Here is an 18,598-nt window from a genome sequence, read left to right as displayed (position 1 = left end):
GGAAATTCGGGTCGATTTTCAACTTAGAACTCCATTGGTCTTGGTTATTTTTTGATCAGGAAGATTCCCGCAATCACCAAAATGAGACCTATCCCCTTTACCCAATTGAATGGCTTTACTGGCATTCCAAATAGGCCGTAATGGTCCAATAAAAGCGAGGTCACCATTTGACCGCAAACAACGAGACCCAAAAACACGGCGATCCCAATTCTTGGTGAAGCAACAATGGTAGAAATGATATAAAATGCACCGACCAGTCCCCCTAGCCAGGCATAAGGAGGGGACTGACCGATCTGCAAAAATGATTTGTACATTGCCGAAGGATTCGATATGCTATATACAACCAAGGCGATCGTTCCCACAGAAAAGGATATCAACGAGGACGTGATGGCATTTCCCGAAAAAGATGTCAGCTTATTGTTGAAGGCAATTTGAAGCGGCAAGACAAACCCGGCTACCAAGGCCAGTACTAAATAAATTTTGTTCATTTCTATCTTGATTTTGAGAACGATCGATTATCCAGAACCGATGCTTTCGTCATTTCCTCTTCGAATAGGACTTGTTTAAGCTTTTTATTGAATCTTCTTTTGAGTCTATTGTTAAGGAAATCTTCAGAACGCAGTACGATGAGTTCAGAATGAAGCATGTTATCGTTGACGTCATAATAGTGGACAAAGACATGGTCACACTTAAAAGGATCATTTTCTACCACCCAATAACCCTTTGAAGGCATGTGGAGGTTACGGCTAGTCGATGCATGCAAGCTATTTGTCTCAATAGAAATGAGGATAAGGAATACGCAGATCATTGTTTTCATGATTTTTTTAGTTTAAATGGTTTTAAAATATTCGATAGTGGAGAAGTAAATTTTTAACAGAAAGGAATTCAATAAGGCAGTGCAGAGTACCACTTCCAGGAAACGGTCTTTCTTACCCAGTCCGATTTAATTCAATTCATGGCGGAGGAAGACGCCAAGGTTGTAAAGTGTGGAAACCTCGCTGCCCCGTTCGTCAATGTTTAAGGCGATGCCCGCCGCTGTTTTTCCAAGCAGCATCCCCGCACGGAAATTTTGGAAACTTCTGTTGTGATGATTGGGGCCATAGTTGGTCATCAGCTGGGCTCGGGAATAAAGTCGGACCCCTTCGGCAATAGCCGGCGTATACTCCAACAACAGCATCATTTCCACTGATCCACTTTTTTGTAGATCAACCCTTGGAACTAGGAATGCCCTAAAATCACGGTTAGCATATCGGAATTGAAGGGAGGCAGACGGCGAGATGCCCGGCTTGCTGGCGTAAAATGTGCCCAGGCCAAGCTTGACAAAATCCGTCAGAGAATAAGTGATATAGGATTGGCTCATCAATTCATTCATCTCCTCCCCTTCATAAAAGGCGTGAAGCGAAGAGGTATGCATAAACCCAAACCGGGAACTACCCATACTTTTTGAAATGGTATGCTGGTAGAAGAAATTCTGTTTTCCCAGCATTGCCTCAATGGTGGCGGTTTGTGCATTTACGGCAGCAACAGCGAACACCCCAACCAAGACGACTACCCATCGGATCATAAGGGATGATTTTTAACCATTTTTCGATCCCAGGACAGTGCTCCTCCCCCAGTAATGAACAACATCACGCACATCGACAAAACGAGCACGTGATATTCATATCCTTCGCCGGCATTGGTGCCCGACCAGTTCATATGAAATCCGTAATCTAAGTGGTAGCTGGCCATTCCGATAAAAATTCCAAATACACCCAATGCGGCAATCCGCGTCAGCGCCCCGGTAATTAGCATCAATGACCCGAAGAATTGGATACAGATGACAGCAATTGCGATAAATGCCGGAAGTCCCATATTGTCTGATAGGAACTTGATAGTGGCCTGTAATCCACTCCCTCCAAACCACCCTAGCATACTTTGGGCGCCATGAGAGAAAAGGACAATTCCGAGAGCAAAACGAATGGCTGTTGCTCCCCAATTTTCAGTTGTGTTCAAAAGTTGTGTTTTCATTTTTAGATTGTTTTTGTAGTGAGTAAATTCTTTTTTTCGGTGTACTCTTTGGACTTCGATTTAAGTTGCCTGGTAAGCTCGGCTATGCGTTGCCCAAAAAGTTCTGCAGTGTGCAGGTCTTCAGGTTCAAAAAATTCCTCATGGGAATTGCTGGACAGCGTCATCAATCCTAAATAACTGGCCATCCCGTTTGGCTCGGGAAGCTGCTTACCGGCGCTGTCGTATTTAGGCATTATGCCGAGTGGAATCCATAGCATACCGTGTTGGGCTGCGAAGATGGATAAACTGGTAAGCGTATTGAGCTTATCCCCATTCGTACTGGAGGAATTAGTGAACCCTGCCGCCAATTTGTCTTTCCAAAGTTGGTTGGCCCAGGCCCCACCGGTAGATTCCATAAAGAGTTTGAACTCGGCCGACACATTCCCGAAGTATGTTGGACTGCCAAAAACCAAGGTGTCAGATTCCAATAATAATTTGGGCTGCTGTATCGCCATCTTGCTGTCAAGCAAAATGACATCCTTCAACTTTTTTCTTGCACCTTCTGCAATTCGCTCGGCCACTATTTTGGTGTGTCCAAAGCCACTGTGATAAATAATTGCTACTTTCATGTCTCTATGTGCGGATTTTCCGCCTTTTGTTCCATACAAAATTAGAGTGCGGTGAAGGGCTGGGAAATAAACTGGATTATCGTTTTTAGTTGAACTAGTTCAAGATGAAGGCAGATTTACTATTTGAGAGCATAGAAAAAGAGATAAAGCTTTCTGAGACTGACAAAGAGTTAATTGTCTCCCTTGTCAGGGAGCGGAAAATCAAGAAAGGCCAATTTTTGTCACATGAGGGTGCTATCAGCCGTTGCACCAACTTTGTAATTGAAGGCAGTATTCGTACCTACTTTATTGATCTCAATGGACAAGAACATATTGTACAATTTGCTATCGAAGGATGGTGGATCAGCGACCTAAACAGCTTTATCATGCAGGTACCCGCTACGTTCAATGTACAGGCAATCGAAGATTCCACGGTATTGGAATTGGCATATGAAAACCTTGAACTGCTTTATGAAAAAATCCCAAAATTGGAACGCTATTTCAGGATCCTGACACAAAGGGCGTTTGTGGCTTTCCAGCAAAGGATTATTCAAAACATCAGTATGACTGCCGAGGATAGGTATTTGTCCTTTGTAAAAAAGTATCCCAAAATTGAGGTGAGGATTCCGCAGAGGTTGGTAGCTTCTTACCTGGGTATTTCACCTGAATTTTTAAGTAAAATTAAAAAGCGCCTAAAGGAGTCAAAGTATAATTTGAAATAGGGGCATGTAAGTCTTGATTGTATTTCAATTCTTGAAGCAATACCCATAGACAACATCCATCAAAAAAACAAAACCCCTTCTCGGTATCGAATAGGCCCTAGGTGGTAGTTAGGTATATCGCATTTTTCACACAAGCCGGATAGAAAGCAAAAAAGCGGCCTGAGCCGCTTTACTGGTTTGTTACAATCCAAATTCCTTTTTGACCTTGTCGACGTAGTCCAGCTTTTCCCAAGTGAAGAGTTCGACTTCGAGGGTCTTCGTGGAACCGTAGGGATTCCGGAAGGTTTTGGTGACAATCTCGTTTTTGCGTCCCATGTGGCCATAGGCGGCGGTTTCCTCATAGATGGGATTCCGCAACTTCAGGCGCTGCTCGATCGCATAGGGCCTCATGTCGAAGATCTCTCCGATTTTTTTGGCGATTTCGCCATCGGTCATGTTGACCTTGGCAGTACCGTAGGTATTGACGTAGATGCCCATCGGCTTGGCAACGCCGATGGCGTAGGAAACCTGCACGAGCATTTCGTCGGCCACACCTGCCGCCACCATGTTTTTGGCGATATGACGGGTTGCGTAAGCTGCGGAACGGTCCACTTTGGAGGGGTCTTTGCCGGAGAAGGCACCACCCCCGTGGGCACCTTTGCCACCGTAGGTATCCACGATGATCTTTCTTCCTGTCAAGCCGGTATCCCCATGGGGGCCTCCGATTACAAATTTCCCGGTCGGGTTGATATGGTAGGTAATCTTATCGTCGAAGAGGGCCTGAATCTCAGGCTTCAGCTTGGCTTTCAATCTTGGGATCAAAATGCTGATCATGTCTTCCTTGATTCTCGCAAGCATGGCGGTTTCCTCTGCAAAGTCATCATGCTGCGTCGAAATCACGATGGTATCGATTCGGAGTGGCTGATTATCATCAGAATACTCGATCGTTACCTGCGACTTGGCATCAGGACGGAGGTATTGGATATGCTTGTTTTCACGCCTCAGCGCGGCCAATTCGATCAAAATCCTGTGGGAAAGCTCCAATGCCAAAGGCATGAAGTTATCGGTTTCTTTGGTGGCGTAGCCAAACATCATCCCTTGATCACCGGCGCCCTGTTCCTCGGGATGTGCGCGGTCGACACCTTGGTTGATATCGGGAGATTGCTCATGGATGGCGGAGAGCACACCACAGGAATTGCCGTCAAACATGTATTCTCCTTTTGTGTAGCCGATGCGGTTGATCACCTGACGGGCGATCAATTGGACGTCCAAATAGGTATCGGACTTCACCTCTCCCGCCAAAATCACCTGTCCTGTGGTGACCAAGGTCTCACAGGCTACTTTGGAACGAGGATCAAACGCTAAAAAGTTATCGATCAAAGCATCCGAAATCTGGTCGGCGATTTTGTCCGGATGTCCTTCAGATACTGATTCTGAAGTAAATAAATATGGCATATCCTGTTAGTTTTCTTATTCGGCTCGTAAAATTAGGGTTTCAGGGCGAAATAAAAAATGGAGACGAGACAAGTTTCCCTACTGATTCAATAGGATTTAAGACAGGCATTTGACAAAATCTTCACATATCGTTTGACAGAAGAAAAACTCCTCCCTCCCATTCCAGCAAGAATCCTTAACTTTGCCCCATTCCCCGATTTTCCCCACCATGAACGAAAGGTATATGCAGCGCGGTGTTTCTGCCGCCAAAGAGGATGTTCACCGTGCCATCGCTAAGCTGGACAAAGGGCTTTTTCCCCAGGCATTCTGCAAAATTGTGGAAGACCACCTCGGCAATGACCCCGCCTATTGCAATATCATGCATGCTGACGGAGCAGGGACCAAGTCCTCCTTGGCCTACATGTATTGGAAAGAAACCGGGGATTTGGGAGTGTGGAAGGGAATAGCCCAGGATGCGATCATCATGAACATTGATGACCTGCTGTGTGTCGGGGCGATCAACAATATCCTCGTCTCTTCCACGATTGGTCGCAACAAAAACCTCATTCCGGGTGAAGTAATCGCCGCCATCATCAATGGGACAGAGGAAGTGCTCCAAATGTTACGGGACCATGGCGTACAGGTGACCCTAACGGGAGGCGAAACAGCCGACGTGGGGGACTTGGTCCGGACGGTAATCGTGGACAGTACCGTCACCTGCAGAATGCCGCAAGCAGAAGTGATTTCCAACCATACGATCCAACCGGGCGATGTAGTCGTCGGATTGGCTTCCTCTGGTCAGGCAAATTATGAAACAGAATACAATGGCGGCATGGGCAGCAACGGGCTGACCTCGGCGAGGCATGATGTTTTTGCGAAGGTGTTGAAAACCAAATACCCAGAAAGCTTTGACCCCGCTGTTCCCGAAGCATTGGTATATGCCGGGAAATACAACTTGACGGACAAAGCCCACGGACTTGCAGTGGATATGGGCAAACTGGTACTTTCCCCAACTCGAACTTATGCGCCGATTATGGTAGAGGTTTTCAAAAACCTACGTAAAGAAATCCACGGCTTGGTGCACTGCAGCGGGGGCGCCCAAACCAAAGTGCTGCATTTTGTTGAAAACGTCCATATTGTCAAGGATAACCTCTTTGACACACCGCCGCTTTTTACGATCATCCAAGAGGAGAGCAATACCGATTGGAAAGAAATGTACAAGGTATTCAATATGGGCCACCGGCTAGAGGTATATCTCCCGGAAGCCTTTGCCCAAGAAGTGATCGATATTTCAGAGTCATTTGGCGTGGACGCCAAAATCATCGGGCACGTGGAAGCACATGCCGGCAAAAAGGTCAGCATCCTTGGGCAACATGGCAGGTTTGAGTATGCCTGAAATCAGGTTTGAATCTTGATGTGCTTGGGAAAATTTTTGTAGCTTTAGGTTTGTCCAATTTCAATAAATCCCATGACCACCACTTCACTCCCAAAAAATATCTTCAAAGTTTTTGCTTGGGTGGTGGGTGTCTTGGTGGTGTTGGCACTGTTGTTTTTTACCAGAGTGGACAGGAAAGACTACCGATTGGAGGAATATTACCTCCATACGATGGGTCATCTCGATACTTTGAATCTGCATACGACCGTGGGGAATGCCTGGCTTGCAGGCTGGTCCAAAGTCAATTCCACACCACAAACACCCGCAAAGCTGCTTGGCTATCGACCAAGGGGACGTTATGATTTTGTTCAAGACAGCAGCTATATCAGATCGTTGATAGTCGGCAATGGAAGACAAAAAGTCGCCTTTGTCAATTATGAGTTGATGATTGTGCACCCTTATCTCCAAGAGCGCGTTTTGTCTCGGCTGGAAGAGCTCCATTTCCCAGTCGACATGGTCTATTTCACCGCCACACATACCCACAGTGGCTTGGGGGGATTTATTCCCGGGCTGATGGGAAAGCTTGCCTTGGGAAGTTTTGATAAAAACGTCGTACAGCTTTTGGAAGACAGGACGCTGCACAGTCTGCAAATGGCCCTGTCCAATATGGATACCGTTTCCGTGCATTTTAGAAAAGTCTCTACCGATAGCTTGGTGGCCAACAGATTGATTGAAGGCAATCCGATCGACCCATACGCACGGCAGTTGATCTTGGAGAAAAGGAATGGATCCAAGGGCCTGATGACTACCTTCAGCGCCCATCCGACGATTTTGCACCCAAAGTTCATTGGCCTATCGGGCGATTATCCGCATTACTTCAATGATCGTCTGGAAAAAGCTGGCTTCGACTTCTCGCTCTTTGCCGCGGGAACGGTCGGCAGTATGCGGCCACTTTCTACCGGTGATCAGCCTGAAGATGTGCAGGCATTTGCCGATGAACTTGCCGGGCAGTTGAGCGAAAATGCTGGACAAGTCTTTTTGGAAAGTTCGCAACGGATGAAATGGGCGGTACTGCCGGTCCAATTGCGCAAAGCCCACTTCAGGTTGGGGAAGAATGTCCGGGTAAGACCTTGGATTTTCAACCAACTTTTGGGTGAAACCAACGCGCATTTTGACTTGGTCCTACTTGGAAATGTCCTGATGATCGGCTCCTCGGGGGAAATCTCAGGCGAAATGATGGAAGCCTGGGAGACATTTGCCTTGGAAAATGGCCTAAATCTGATAGTTACCTGTTTCAACGGAGGGTACATCGGATACATTACCCCCGATGACTATTATGACATGGAACTGTATGAAACAAGGGATATGAACTGGTTTGGCCCCTACAACGGCGCCTATTTTGATGAGATCATCAGGAAGTCTATTTCCCGCATGGCACAGGATTAAATGAATTTTTTTAAGAGGATTTCCCTCACCCCAGCAACAACAGCACCCAGGTTATCAAAAAGCTAGCTTCCAAAATTTGCCGTTTGAGCTGCGTATCCCTGTTTGATCTCAGAAAGACCACCATATGGATATGCGAAATCAGCAAAATGACCAGCGCATGCATGTGGTAAAAGGATGGTTGGAACATCAGCAATCCGAAGAATAAAACGTTTACCAAAATCCCCAATACTACGATGGCCCTTGCCAGGTAGTAAGGCCTAATTACCGAGGCAATGGAGTGAAATCCATGACGTATGTCGGCTTCCCGGTCCCAGAGCGATAGTATCCACAAATTGATCAAGGCCAACAAAAAGAATCCAAGAAGGTAGAAAGAAACAAAGCTGGGCAAGAGTTCAAAGCCCTTTTTCCAGACCGGGAAAATTGAAATCCCCGCGACATAAACCAGCGCGATGAGGATTTCCTTTGCCCAAGCTCCAAAGCGACCAGCGTATTTGCCCAAAAGCGAGGTCCCCGCTACCAATCCGGCCAGTGCGCCGGCGTAAGGAACAAATCCTTGAAGCGTTTGGTCAAACCCCACGAGGATCAATGCCATGGCTGCACAAAGCCCCAACGAAAGCCAAATGATTTTGTAATGCCGTAAGAAAAAGCTCCTTCTCGGCTCCTCATCCGTGTTGTCCAAGGCCCGAGCGTCCAAAAGATGATCAAGCATATAGATTCCCCATACGACTAGCCCCAGTCCAAGGTACACTGGAATTGGCACCTCCACTTCCAAGAAACTGGCAAAAAAATACATGCCGCCCATCGCTGCCAAGACTACATCCAAGGAAAGTATGTTGATCAAAAACCAGGTTCTTTGAAGAAATGCCATTGTTCAAGTTGATTGGCTGATCAGCAAAATCCAATCACCGATCAAACCGATTTTCTCTATATTGGTAGAAAATAAACCCTTTCAAACCTATGAAAAAACTCCTATTAATTCCCATGCTTTTATTGTCGGTGATTGTTTTTGCCCAAAACAAGACAAAAGTCGCCTGTGTCGGCAATAGCATCACCCAAGGCCCCGGCAGGGACAATGCAGATAGCTACCCGCTACAAATGCAAGCGATTTTGGGAGATGGCTATGAAGTCAAAAACTTTGGCGTCAGCGGTAGGACCATGCTCAAGAAGGGCGATTTTCCATACTGGAACGAACCACAGTTTGAAGAAGTCAAGACCTTTCAGCCTGATATTCTGGTCATCAAACTTGGCACGAATGACTCCAAGCCCCAAAACTGGCAGTACAAGGATGACTTCGTCAATGACTATGTGGCCATGATCACCGAGTACAAAAAGCACATGCCCAAAAAAGGAAAGGTCTATATCTGTATTCCAGTCCCGGTGTTCAAAGACAACTTTGGCATTCGTGAGCGTGTATTGGTGGATGAAATGCGTCCCATGCTGCAAGAAATTGCCAAAAAGACCAAGTCCAAAACCATAGATCTCTATTCGCCATTTGAAGGAAAATCAGCCTTACTTCCAGACGGTGTCCACCCGAACAAAGAGGGGCTGGGGATTATGGCCAAGACAGTGGCAGCAGCGATAAAGGACTGATTTCTTTGATCTGAGGATCTTTTTTCAAGCCAAGGCGGTGAAATAAATTACGGACGGTTGATTTGTCCTGCAATCGCCTTGAATAAAATTTGCTTGGGCTATAATTTTATTCGATGTCTTTTTTCAAAGAGACTGATTCTCAATACTGAAATCATCAAAATCTTGAACGGGAAGTCCTTCTGCTGCTTGAGATTACATTGCTACAGACCTATTGAACCAAGGCAATCATGTCAAAGTACCCAAAAAAACCACAACATCTAGTTGCACACATTGTCGTTGCTTGTTGCATGGCAGTCCTTTTCTCTGCCTGCCAAAAAGAAAAACCGGAAAATCCCCATAACACATGGACACACTATGGAGGAAGTCCAGACCAGTCAAAATATTTTGACGCAGGGGAGATCACAAAAGAGAATGTGAGCCAATTGGAAATCGCATGGTTTTATCCTACGGCAGACGATACCCCCTATTTTTTCAGCCCGATTATCGTGGATTCAGTCATGTATGTGATGGGAAAACACTCCTCTCTTATAGCTGTGAATGTCCGGACCGGAAAGGAAATCTGGATCCATGCCAATTTGAATGGACTTACCCGGAGAGGCCTGAATTACTGGGAAAGCAAAGACAAAAAAGATAAACGCCTCATCTTCACGATCAGCAACACGATTCAGGCAATCAACGCCGAAACGGGAGAGTCCATATTGGGTTTTGGAACGGATGGGTATGTGGATTTAAGGGAAGGCTTGGGACGTGAACCAAGTTCCATCCGAAGAATCCAGCCTATGATGCCGGGGGTGATTTTTGAAGACTTGCTTATCATTGGATCTGCACCCGGAGAAAATTACTTCTCCGCTCCTGGGCATGTCAGGGCTTACAATGTAGTGACTGGAAACTTGGAATGGATATTCCATACCGTGCCGCAGCCCGGTGAATTTGGCTATGATACCTGGCCAAAAGATGCCTACAAATATGTAGGAGGTACCAACGTTTGGAGCGAGATTTCTATTGATACCCAAAGAGGTATCGCTTATCTACCAATTGGGTCCCCCACCTATGATTACTACGGTGCTGATAGAATTGGCTCCAACCTCTTTGGTAATTCGCTTGTGGCGCTGGATGCGAGAACGGGAAAGAGATTATGGCACTTCCAAACCGTGCACCATGATCTTTGGGACTACGATATAGCCTCCGCACCGCAGTTGCTGACAGTAAATCACCAGGGCAAAAATGTAGATGCTGTGGCAGTTGCTACCAAACATGGCTTTGTATTTGTATTTGACCGAGTCACGGGTGAACCCCTTTTTCCAATCGAAGAAAAGCCATTCCCTCCAAGCGAGATGCTTGGGGAACAAGCTTGGCCTACACAACCCATTCCCTCTCTACCTACTTTTACCAAACAGGAAGTCACCAAAGAGACTTTGAATCCGTACTTCCCGGACAGCATCCGGCAGGTTTGGTTAAAAAGGTTGGAAAATGCAAAATCGGGAATTTATATCCCGCTGTCAGATAAGCACGAGAATATTGCGATGCCGGGTGCGTTGGGCGGAGCAAATTATGGCAATACTGCGTCCAACCCGACCAATGGTATGATGTACATCTTGACGCAGGAACATGCGTCTATCTACAAACTGAACAAGGTAGAACCACCCAAGGTTGATTTGTCTGCAAATGATCTCCAAAGGGTTCAGACTTTATTTAATTCAACCTGTCAGACCTGTCATGGGAAAGACATGGCAGGGGGGTCAGCGCCGGCCATTAGATATGCGGGACAATATTTGTTTTATGATGATTTTAGAAACACCGTGATCAACGGAAAGGGGCAAATGCCTGGGTTTGTCCATGTGGATGAAGAAACGTTGAAGGCAATGTACCGGTATATCGGCGGCAATCCGGCGACAATGAATTTTCGGAGAAACCTGGAGCCAAAAATCCCCGATGGTCCAGTGGTGGCATCTGGTGGCGCTACGATCAAACCTGATCAAAACAAAGTAGCGCCGATGTCTGATTATCCTGAAGATATCGAACATCCGGCGGAGAGGTACACGACTGACTACGGTTTGGATTGGCCTGGCTTGGCCGCGCCACCATGGTCATCCATCGTCGCCTACGACCTGAATACCGGTAAGATCGCTTGGAGAAGGCCTGTCGGTCAGGATTCGCTCTACGTGCAGGGTGACCAAAGCAAAGGTGCCCCAGGCGGCACCCTGAGGAAGGGGATGATCGTCACTTCGACGGGAGTGGTCTTTGCTACCGCAAAAGGGGGGAAATTATATGCTTTCGATGCCGACAATGGTGAGTTATTGTGGGAACAAACGATGAGTCATGAAGTCAATGCCCAACCCAGCATGTACATGCTGGACGGAAAGCAATACCTTGTCATCAACGCAACGTCAAATTTCACAAGAGACAGCTACAACCATTCCAAAAAACCGGGCGCAATGCCTAGGGGATATGTAGTCTATGCTTTGCCGGCTAAGAAATAATAAAAATTTGTCAAGTTAGGTGTGAGCGTGACCTCCCAAAAAGCACCGAGTGGGTAGTTTTTGGGAATTTTGAAAAATATAACCAAACCCAAAGGACCTATGAAAAAGATCTTGATTTTACTGTTTCTGAGTATCAGTTTGCAGGCAGCGGCCCAAAAGCTCAGCGAGCGGATCATCCCGAATGACCCCTCAAAATACAGGGAACTGTCCGCAGTACACCAAGGTGCCGGTAAAATGGGCTTCACCCAATTGATTGGCCGAAATGACTTGGCGACGAATTTCCTCTATTTACATGCGGGACAAATCCAGGCAAAATCTGGGATTGGCCATCATTTTCACCATTCGATAGAAGAAATGTTTGTCATCCTGGACGGGGAAGCAGAGTTTACCGTCAATGGCCGTACTTCCAAAATCAAAGCGCCCGCAGTGGTACCCTGCAAAATGGGAGATTCCCATGCGATATACAATTCTTCAGATGCAAACCTGACCTGGCTCAACTTCGCCGTCAGTCGCACGAAGGGCAAGACGGATGCCTTTGACCTTGGGGATACCCGTGTGGGTGCTAGCCTCGACCCGGTTCCCGCCTTTGTCAATGGTAGGCTGGAAAAAGAAAAGCTGAAGCCGAATAATCCAGCCTATTCTGGCGAAGGGGTCCTGTACCGGAGGATTCTGGGGCCGGAAGTATTTACGACCGATTGGCATCATGTCGACCACGTAGTCATTCCTGTGGGCGGGCGGGGAATCACTCGGAAACTTGAGGGTTTTGAAGAGGTATATTATGTGACCAAGGGGAAAGGAAAGGTTAGCATCGGAAATGATACCGGAACTTACAAAGCCCATGATGCTTTCTGGGGGGCATTGGGAGAGAGCTTGAGTTTTTCAAACGATGGGCCCGAGGATCTCGAACTATTGGTAATCGGCATTGCGGCACCCAGGCAAAAGAGCCTTGCTATCGAGAAGCCACTGATTGCCCCAAAAGCCATGGTACTGCAGATGGAGTTTGTGGTTGATAAGGAAAACGCCAAAGCCTTTGAGGAAATGTATTATTCGATTTATGTCCCGGCAATGGTCGTCCAGCAGGGGTATTTGGGTTCTAAGTTACTGCGTTTATTCCATGAAAATTTATCCAAGGAAATCCAGGCAGAACCGACTACTTACAATTACCAGATCATGATTTCTTTTGATACAGAAGAAAACAGGAGGAAATGGGTCGCCAGCAAACAACATGATATTGCCTGGCCTGCGGCATCCGGGCTTGCCAAGGAATTTAAATGGAAAGGCTATGACGTGATGGGCGATGATGACCAACGTTGACGACCGAATTTGAAACAAATATCCATAACCATGAATACAAAAGCATTTATCCTCTTTTTCAATCTTGTCCTGATTACAGGATGGCTATCTGCACAGACCATATCGAAGGAAGAGATGATTTTCCTGACCTCAGAATGGAAAGGAGAGCGTTTCCCGGATGGTAGACCTAGAATCCCCGATGATTTGTTGGAAAGGGCAAAGCGCATCATGATCGACGACGCCTGGAACGCCTTGCGGAATGAGGGATACTACAATCAATTTGAAGGTGGCTGGAAAATGGTGAATGAAACCTTGATGACGGGACGTGCTGTCACCGCCATGTATCTCCCAAGCAGGCCTGATGTCGAACGAAACATCAAAGAGAGAGGTGCCAGGCAGGGCAGAAAAGGCAACACCAATTCATGGCCCATCGATACCCTTGTGCCAGGGGACCTGTATGTAGCGGATGCCTATGGCAAAATTGGGGGTGGACCGATCATGGGCTCTACCTTGGCCAATTCCATATTCAGCAAATCAGGCAACGGCGTGGTTTTCGATGGCGCGGCTAGGGATCTTCAGGAGATCAGGAATATGAAGGGATTCAATGCGTTTGTGCGTGATTTCCACCCGTCCTTTACGGAAGAGATGGTGTTGATGGGACTCAATACACCGATACGCATTGGAGGAGCGATCGTGCTGCCTGGTGATTTGGTGATCGCCACTGTCGAAGGTGTGCTTTTTGTTCCGGCGCATTTGGCAGAACAGGTCGTCTCTGTGGCCGAATTTGTAGTCAGGAAAGACCAATTTGGCTTCGAAATGGTGAGGAACAATATCTACAGCACCGGAGAAATAGACAGCCAATGGACAGACGAAATCAAGACTGCCTTTCTCAAATGGCTGGAAAAACGCCCCGACCTCGGTACCATGACAAGACAGGAATTGGACCAAATGATGAGTAAGCGGACCTGGTGAGAATATCACACACACCTTTAGATGGAAAGATCACAATACGTCAACAATCCCATCCTTACTCATTTTCCTCCAACTACAAATAATTCACATATCCCTCCTTATTCGTCCTGATTTTAAACACCTTGCTGTAACTGACTATATAAAGGGTCTTCATATCCTCATCCCCGAAGCAAAGGCTTACTGGGAAGGAAGGCATGTTGATCATCCCTACAAATTTTCCTGTTTTGTCAAATATCTGCACGCCGTAATAGGTCGCCACATAGATGTTGCCTTCTTGGTCAATCGCCATACCGTCCGCTCCCGAGGATCTGCCCCCTCTTTCCAACACATCTTCGGTTAGGTGCACCTTTGCAAACTGCCGTCCATTGCTGATGCTGCCATCGGCTTGGACATCATAAGCCCAAATGTAATTGTCCTTTTCACTTTTGACAGGGTACCATTCTTCTTTGTCGAAGCAATTGTTTATATAAAGCGTCTTGCCATCTGGAGAAAGCAGTATTCCATTAGGCATGGCAAATTCGTTGGGTTTGGTGATTCTTGAAATTTCGCCTTTTGGAGAAACATAATACACCGCTCGGCCGGGTTGGAATTTTTCAGCTTCCATCGTGAATTGAGGATCGGTGAAATAGAATCCGCCTTTTGTATCAGTGATGATGTCATTTGGCCCATCAATGGGCTTCCCTTCATACCGATCTGCAAGCACGCGCAGCACCTGTCCATTTGTATTCATTTCCACTACCCTATGGCCCATCATGTCACACACGATCAGGTTGCCATTCTTGTAGGGATACAGCCCATTTGTTTGCATCTGACCTTGGACAATATTTCGATAGCTGCCATCGGGATTCATCACGACAGTGGAGCTTTTTTTCGGATCTCCATTGTAATCTTTATCGAAGTACATATTGGAGAAGTAAAGCTTGCCATTCATCCACTTCGGCCCTTCGGAAAAAAACAGTTCGGGCTTTGTTTTTTTGCCATCAATAACCAATTCCAGCGTGGCGTCTTCAGGGATGAACTCGCGAAATCTTGACATGCTTTCGCTTGCCTTTTGCGAATAATCGGGTCGGGAAGGCCAAAAAATATCCAAGGCATCCGCACCAGAGGATCCGATGTTGGCCCCATGCACAAAATTGCCAGGAATCCGAACCGCATCATGGGCTTCCATGCGTTTGGTTTCATCCAGAAGGATTTCATCCACAGCACCTCTCAGCACAAACATGATTTGTTCTTCGGGATGGATATGATGTCCAAATTTCGAATCCGGATCCATCGAAATAAAGCTCAAGAGCATATTCCTTCCCGAAATCAGCCTTGCATGCGCGCCAGGAGCAAGTTCAGTCAGTTGAATGTCGTAGAGATCGTAAATCTTGTTAGGTTCCAAATTTGGAGAAAGGGGATTTTCGATATCCGAAATATCTGAGGGAAGGTTTTCTATACCTGCAAGCTGTAGGTAGTCCAAGCGCAAGGGGCTGCATACCTCGAAAACCTTCGCCCCTTCACTGCCACTTTGAATGGAATATTTGCTGCCCTTTTCCAGGTAGACAAAGTCAATCCTAGGAGTACCGTTATGGATTCCGGTTGGAGCCTCCCTTTTCTTAGAGGTCATGGTCATTGAATTCCCATTGATCTGAATGGTGGCCGCTCCATCGATCAGAAACACAAACAGGTCTGATTCAATCGTTTTTTCAGGAATCACTGCCTCTGGATCTAGTCTTAGTTCGGCCAGCATGGCCCCTTTGCCCCAAAGAAGCTTTCCAGTTACTCCGGGATGTAGGCTAAAATCCCCCATTGAATCAAAACTTGAAATCCTTCCATCTCCCAACATCGCCGAAATCTTGGTATCGGAAACATCGATGGGCTGTCTCACCGTAAGGCCATACTTTTCGATCAGTTCGGCGTTTCTTTTTCCCCATTCGGGACCTGAAGGTGAACAACCAAAAAAAACAACAATTAGTAATCCAACAAGGTGATGGCAAATTCTTCGGTTCATAGGTTATTTGGATAGGTTTATCACTCAAAAATTAACCAATAAAAAATTCAGAACATCAACCACTTATACGAAATCGCGGTGAAACACTTCCTTTTTACGTAGGACTTTTGATGCCGAATCTAGGCTTTGGAAATGAAAAAAGCCGCTCGACGGCGGCTTTTTTGGGTTTAATTGTTCTGTTGAATATGCTTAATTGCCTTCAAGCGCGTTGGCTCCGGCCACGATTTCAAGGATTTCACTTGTGATGGCTGCCTGACGGGTTCTGTTGTACATCAACTTCAATTCCTTGAGCAGTTCTGCGGCGTTTTCGGTTGCCTTGTCCATCGAAGTCATCCTGGCGCCGTGTTCAGAAGCATTGCTTTCCAAAACAGCCTTGTAGAATTGGGTTTTCAAAGCGGTAGGAACCAAGTCCTGTACCACATATTCTTTGGATGGTTCCAAGATATAATCCGTCGGCTTCGCCTCGGTTCCTGAAGTATTCAGGGATCCCATGGGAAGAAACTGTTCCACGGTGATATCTTGAGTCGCGACGTTGCGGAAGTGGTTGTAAACCAATACAACCTCATCGAATTCACGTTTGATAAAACCTTCCATCGCGAAGGAGGCGATCTTCCTTACTTCCTCGTAGGAAACATCCTTGAAAATCTCAAAGAAATCGCCATTGATCCTGAAATCTCTCCTCGTGAAAAATTCAAAGGCCTTTTTACCCAAAGGCAAGACGGTCACGTCTTTTCCCTTGTACTCATTGCTGACCAAACCACTTGTGGTTTTAAGGATATTGGAATTAAAAGCACCGCAAAGTCCCTTATCCGAGGTCATCGCTACGATCAAGACCTTTTGGACCGGCCTCTTTTCGGCATAGGCGATTTCCAATTCTCCACCCATGGACGATACCACCTCATCCAAGATCGCGGTTAGTTTTTGGGAATAGGGACGCATCTTCAGGATACGTTCCTGGGCCCTTCTCAATTTGGCAGCCGCAACCATTTTCATGGCACGAGTGATCTGCTGTGTTGAGGCCACAGAATTGATCCTTTGCTTTACTTCCTTCAGGTTAGCCATAGCTCAATTGTGTTCGAAAAGGATAACCGAAAGCCGAAACAAATCCGGCCTTCAGCACCTACTTATTCAAATTAGAGTTTTGTATACTTTGCAGTCAGATCTTTTGCAGCCTTTTCGAGGATTTTCCCTGCAGCGTCGAGATCGTTTTTGAGCAACAATTCCAGTGCTTCGGGGTAGCTGCTTTTCAACAGATTATAGAATTCAGTTTCAAACTGACGAACTTTATTCACTGGAATGGTATCCAAGAAACCCTTTGTAGATACGTAGATGATGGCTACTTGGTATTCGACCGGAACTGGAGAGTACTGAGCTTGTTTAAGTATCTCTTGGTTCCTCCTACCTCTTTCGATTGTCCGCTTTGTGGATGCATCCAAATCAGAACCAAACTTGGCAAAGGCTTCCAATTCACGGAATTGCGCTTGGTCCAACTTGAGCGTACCTGCCACTTTTTTCATTGATTTTATCTGCGCGTTACCACCTACCCTGGATACGGAGATACCCACGTTGATTGCAGGACGGATACCGGAGTTGAACAGGTTGGACTCCAAGAAAATCTGTCCGTCGGTAATGGAAATTACGTTGGTCGGAATATAGGCAGAAACGTCACTTGCCTGCGTTTCGATAATAGGGAGGGCCGTTAGCGAGCCGCCCCCTTTCACCAAATGACGAATAGACTCAGGAAGATCATTCATTTGTTGGGCGATCTTGTCGGAGTTATTGATTTTAGCCGCTCTCTCCAACAATCTTGAGTGCAAATAGAACACGTCACCTGGATACGCTTCACGTCCCGGAGGTCTTCTCAACAAGAGGGAAACTTCCCTATATGCAACGGCCTGCTTGGACAAGTCATCATAAATAATCAATGCAGGTCGGCCGGTGTCACGGAAGAATTCACCGATAGATGCTCCTGCGAACGGGGCAAAGAATTGAAGTGGTGCAGGGTCAGAGGCAGAAGCAGAGACAACCACAGAATATGGCAAGGCTCCACCTTTTTCCAAAGCTGATACGATACCTGCTACGGTAGAAGCTTTCTGTCCGATTGCCACATAAATACAATAGACTGGTTGGCCTTTCTCGTAATATTCTTTCTGGTTCAGGATAGTATCGATAGCCACGGCTGTCTTGCCTGTTTGACGGTCACCGATGATCAATTCCCTTTGACCCCTACCGATCGGAATCATGGAATCGATCGCCTTGATACCTGTTTGAAGTGGCTCATTGACCGGCTGACGGTAGATTACACCTGGAGCTTTTCTTTCCAGCGGCATCTCATAAAGCTCTCCTGTAAGTTTTCCTTTGCCATCGATAGGATTTCCCAATCCATCAACAACACGGCCCAACATGCCATCGCCAACTTTAATCGAAGCGATTTTCTTGGTCCTTCTGACGTTGTCTCCTTCTTTAACGAGTTTGGAGTCACCAAAAAGCACGGCGCCCACATTGTCTTCTTCCAAGTTGAGTACCATCGCCTTGAGGCCGTTGTAAAACTCCAACAACTCACCAGCTTGTGCCTTGGAAAGTCCAAAAATACGGGCTACACCGTCACCAACTTGAAGGACGGTTCCCACTTCTTCGAGTTCAGCTTCTGTATTTACATTGGAGAGCTGCTCTCTCAATATGGCTGAAACTTCATCAGGTCTTACTTGTGCCATTAT

The 18,598-nt window shown here is 46.5% G+C and carries 16 protein-coding genes; 7 read left to right on the top strand and 9 right to left on the bottom strand.

Annotated features, from left to right (window positions below; translation table 11 throughout):
* Positions 1-44: 44 nt before the first annotated feature.
* The 4 genes from L0U89_RS00720 to L0U89_RS00705 form a co-directional block, all read right to left on the bottom strand.
* Positions 45-488, bottom strand: coding sequence for a DMT family transporter (locus L0U89_RS00720; protein WP_040479000.1), 444 nt, complete (start codon positions 486-488; stop codon positions 45-47).
* Positions 489-943: 455 nt separating this feature from the next.
* On the bottom strand, positions 944-1,564 hold the full coding sequence (locus L0U89_RS00715) for a hypothetical protein (protein WP_234859765.1): 621 nt from the start codon (positions 1,562-1,564) through the stop codon (positions 944-946).
* The gene (locus L0U89_RS00710; protein ID WP_234859764.1) at positions 1,561-2,010 is read right to left on the bottom strand and encodes a DoxX family protein; all 450 of its coding nucleotides are present in this window, start codon (positions 2,008-2,010) and stop codon (positions 1,561-1,563) included. The genes L0U89_RS00715 and L0U89_RS00710 overlap by 4 nt, the downstream gene beginning before the upstream one ends.
* A 2-nt stretch (positions 2,011-2,012) precedes the next feature.
* Positions 2,013-2,618 (bottom strand): flavodoxin family protein, encoded by a 606-nt coding sequence (locus L0U89_RS00705; protein ID WP_234859763.1) that lies wholly within the window; start codon positions 2,616-2,618, stop codon positions 2,013-2,015.
* Between the two features lie 104 nt (positions 2,619-2,722).
* Between L0U89_RS00705 and L0U89_RS00700 the strand changes: the two genes are divergently transcribed.
* Positions 2,723-3,319 carry a Crp/Fnr family transcriptional regulator gene (locus L0U89_RS00700; RefSeq protein ID WP_234859762.1) on the top strand — a complete coding sequence of 199 codons (597 nt, stop codon included), beginning with the start codon at positions 2,723-2,725 and terminating at the stop codon, positions 3,317-3,319.
* A 180-nt stretch (positions 3,320-3,499) separates the two neighbouring features.
* Here the strand turns inward: L0U89_RS00700 and metK are convergent, their stop codons facing one another.
* Entirely contained in the window at positions 3,500-4,753 is a 1,254-nt protein-coding gene (gene metK, locus L0U89_RS00695; RefSeq protein WP_234859761.1) for a methionine adenosyltransferase, read from the bottom strand.
* A gap of 208 nt (positions 4,754-4,961) precedes the next feature.
* Between metK and L0U89_RS00690 the strand changes: the two genes are divergently transcribed.
* Entirely contained in the window at positions 4,962-6,128 is a 1,167-nt protein-coding gene (locus L0U89_RS00690; protein WP_234859760.1) for an AIR synthase related protein, read from the top strand.
* Positions 6,129-6,200: 72 nt separating this feature from the next.
* The gene (locus L0U89_RS00685; RefSeq protein WP_234859759.1) at positions 6,201-7,553 is read left to right on the top strand and encodes a neutral/alkaline non-lysosomal ceramidase N-terminal domain-containing protein; all 1,353 of its coding nucleotides are present in this window, start codon (positions 6,201-6,203) and stop codon (positions 7,551-7,553) included.
* 25 nt (positions 7,554-7,578) lie between these two features.
* On the opposite strand, the gene L0U89_RS00680 is transcribed toward L0U89_RS00685, so the two are convergent.
* A complete protein-coding gene (locus tag L0U89_RS00680; RefSeq protein WP_234859758.1) occupies positions 7,579-8,421 on the bottom strand; it encodes a UbiA prenyltransferase family protein in 843 nt (280 codons plus the stop codon).
* Between the two features lie 89 nt (positions 8,422-8,510).
* Here L0U89_RS00680 and L0U89_RS00675 point away from each other — a divergent pair, with 89 nt between their 5' ends.
* The 4 genes from L0U89_RS00675 to L0U89_RS00660 all read left to right on the top strand — a co-directional run bounded on the left by L0U89_RS00675 (position 8,511) and on the right by L0U89_RS00660 (position 13,888).
* Positions 8,511-9,143 (top strand): GDSL-type esterase/lipase family protein, encoded by a 633-nt coding sequence (locus tag L0U89_RS00675; protein WP_234859757.1) that lies wholly within the window; start codon positions 8,511-8,513, stop codon positions 9,141-9,143.
* Positions 9,144-9,370: 227 nt separating this feature from the next.
* Positions 9,371-11,623, top strand: a complete 2,253-nt coding sequence (locus L0U89_RS00670) for an outer membrane protein assembly factor BamB family protein (RefSeq protein ID WP_234859756.1) — start codon at positions 9,371-9,373, stop codon at positions 11,621-11,623.
* A 99-nt stretch (positions 11,624-11,722) separates the two neighbouring features.
* A complete protein-coding gene (locus tag L0U89_RS00665; protein ID WP_234859755.1) occupies positions 11,723-12,937 on the top strand; it encodes a cupin domain-containing protein in 1,215 nt (404 codons plus the stop codon).
* A 30-nt stretch (positions 12,938-12,967) separates the two neighbouring features.
* Positions 12,968-13,888: an RraA family protein gene (locus L0U89_RS00660; protein ID WP_234859754.1), complete on the top strand. Its 921-nt coding sequence runs from the start codon at positions 12,968-12,970 to the stop codon at positions 13,886-13,888.
* A 73-nt stretch (positions 13,889-13,961) separates the two neighbouring features.
* Here L0U89_RS00660 and L0U89_RS00655 read toward each other — a convergent pair whose 3' ends face one another.
* The 3 genes from L0U89_RS00655 to atpA form a co-directional block, all read right to left on the bottom strand.
* Positions 13,962-15,881: an SMP-30/gluconolactonase/LRE family protein gene (locus L0U89_RS00655; protein ID WP_234859753.1), complete on the bottom strand. Its 1,920-nt coding sequence runs from the start codon at positions 15,879-15,881 to the stop codon at positions 13,962-13,964.
* 189 nt (positions 15,882-16,070) lie between these two features.
* On the bottom strand, positions 16,071-16,943 hold the full coding sequence (atpG, locus tag L0U89_RS00650) for an ATP synthase F1 subunit gamma (RefSeq protein ID WP_008624720.1): 873 nt from the start codon (positions 16,941-16,943) through the stop codon (positions 16,071-16,073).
* Between the two features lie 71 nt (positions 16,944-17,014).
* Complete coding sequence (gene atpA / locus L0U89_RS00645) at positions 17,015-18,595, bottom strand: F0F1 ATP synthase subunit alpha (RefSeq protein ID WP_008624721.1); 1,581 nt, start codon at positions 18,593-18,595, stop codon at positions 17,015-17,017.
* Between the last annotated feature and the right edge of the window lie 3 nt (positions 18,596-18,598).

Origin of the sequence: Mariniradius sediminis (assembly GCF_021491425.1) — a bacterium.
GTDB lineage: Bacteria > Bacteroidota > Bacteroidia > Cytophagales > Cyclobacteriaceae > Mariniradius > Mariniradius saccharolyticus.
The sequence above is the reverse complement of the archived record's forward strand: the minus strand, read 5'-3'. Positions and strand labels throughout refer to the sequence as shown.